The sequence below is a fragment of the Streptomyces bohaiensis genome (genome assembly GCF_012033785.1).
In the GTDB taxonomy this organism is placed as follows: Bacteria; Actinomycetota; Actinomycetes; order Streptomycetales; family Streptomycetaceae; genus Streptomyces; species Streptomyces bohaiensis.
In genome coordinates this window covers 1-2,140 of sequence record NZ_JAAVJC010000458.1, presented here as the reverse complement: position 1 = coordinate 2,140, position 2,140 = coordinate 1, and the positions used below count along the sequence as shown (strand labels likewise).

The window sequence follows — 2,140 nt, the reverse complement described above, 5'->3', positions numbered from 1 at the left end:
GCCGGGAGCCACGGCGCGGTCGGCGGACGGCACCGGCTATCGCGGTGTCGGCCCAGCTCGGCACGGCGGCGGGCAGCCGGGCGGGGAGGTGTGCCTCGGCCGGCCGGGCGAACGGCACCTCGGCGTCGGCCCGCGCGGTCTCGCCCCGCGCGGTGTCGGACCAGCGCGCCGGGCTGTCGGAGATCAACTCCAGATAGATCGACCGGAAGGCGGCCAGGCTCTGCTCCACGGTGAACAACTCCAGGGCCCGGGCCCGTGCGGCGCCGCCGAGCCGCTCGCGGCGGACCGGGTCCGCCAGCAGGTCGGTGCAGGCGTCGGCGAGCGCGCGGGGGTTGCGGGGCGGGACCACCAGCCCGGTGCCGCCGATGGCCTCGCACACGGCTCCGACGTCGGTCGACACGGTGGCCCGGGCGCAGAACATCGACTCGACCAACTGCACCGGGAACCCCTCGGTGGCGCTGGAGAGCACCGCGACCGACGCGTCCGCGTACGCGTCGGCGACGGTCGGCACCGCCGGGTCGCCCACCTCCTCGAACCGCACCGGGTTCTCCCCCACCGCGTGGCGGTCCGGTGCCTCGTCGGGGAAGAGCTGGGCGGCCAGCCCACGGCAGTGGGCGAGGTACTCCGGGTCGCTGCGGCCCCGCTGCGGGGTGGCCACCAGTCGCAGTCGGGCGTCCGGCACCGACCGCCGCACCTCGGCGAAGGCGTGCAGCAACCCCACCAGGTCCTTGCCGGGTTCGACGACGCCGACCCAGACGAGGGTCGGGGTACCGGCGGACAGCGGGCGGGCGGCGCCACCGGCGCCTCGTTCCGGGCGGCGCCCGGGGCCCGCGCCGGCCGGCACCGCCGTCCGTGCGCTCTCCCGCGCCACCTCCCGGAACGGGCCGGCATCCATGCCGGGGTAGACCGTACGCAGCCGCCCGCGGTCGGCGCCGCACCGCTCCTGCCACCGCCGGGTGTGCGTGTTGCCCGGGGTGATCAGCGCGGCCGCCGCGTACGTCTCGTGCGCCAGTCGGGCCTGGAAGGCCGACAGCAGCGCGCGGACCGGAGCGGACGGCGCCGAGGGGGCGACCGCGTGTGCGGCGCTGACCAGGTAGTGCTCCCGCAACCGGGCGCCGTGCTCCGTGACCAGCAGCGGCGTGCCGTGGAAGTGCCGGGCCAGCAGCCCCGGGAGCGCGGCCGCTCCCCCGCCGACGGCGTGGCAGAGGTCGACGGCGGCCAGCCCGGCGTCGCCGTCGGGTGCCGCCAGGCCGTACCAGTCCAGTTGCAGGGGCCGCAGCACCCGCTCCAGCCGCTCCGCCACGGCGAGCAGGTCGGTGACGCGGGAGCTGTGCACGGCGCGCGGGGCGCCCGGCGCGCGGCACGCCGCCTCCAGAACCCGTACGGCGCCCTCCGACCGCAGCCATGCGCTGAGCCCGCCGTGGTCCGCGGCGAGGTCCGCCAGCGCGTACAGCCCGGCGCCGAAACGGTCCGCCGCCCGCTCGGCGGTGGCCGCGCCGGCGTCACGCTCCGGCAGTCCGCCCGCGGGAGGGCGCGCCGCGGCGGTGTGCGGGGCGCCGCAGAGTGCCGCGGTCAGCTCGGCGAACGCCTCGGCGTACCGGCGCGCGAGCCGACGCCCGACCCGGCCGTCACCGCGGTGCTCGGCGGGCGGCGGACCCCACAGCGGGGCGCTGCGGACCGTGGTGACGTTCTCGGGCAGCGCGCTCCGCGGCCCGGCGTGCTGGCGCGCGGTGCGGCTGAGCGCGCAGACCTCGAACTCGTGGTCCCCGAGCCCGCGGAGCAGGCGCTCGCACCAGTCGCCGGACTCGCCGCGCGCGTACGGGTAGCCACCCTCGGTGAGCAGTGCGACGCGCACCGGTGCACCCCCTTCTCCCCGACGGACGGGACTCGGTCGTCGACCGACCCGGGAACGGTGGTGCGCCCCGGGGCGGAACCTGCGGGAAGAAGCTAAGTCGCTGGACGGGCGCCGCGGCGGACGGTTGTCCGTCCTGCCACCGGAAGGGGTGAAGAAACGTAACCATGGGCCCGCGCGAGCGTTACGGCAGCCGGACAGGTGAACGAGGCCGGCGCCGCACCGAGTGCGGTTGACGCCGGGCCGGGCCGGCGCGCCGGCCCCGCGGACGCGCCGGCCGGCCTGCAC

General features: G+C 78.1%; 1 protein-coding gene. It reads right to left on the bottom strand.

Annotated elements, in window-relative coordinates; all coding sequences use genetic code 11:
* The coding region (locus HCN52_RS23905) for a DUF3492 domain-containing protein (RefSeq protein ID WP_168090503.1) at nt 1–1,855 on the bottom strand (1,855 nt) is incomplete at its 3' end.
* Nucleotides 1,856–2,140 lie beyond the last annotated feature (285 nt).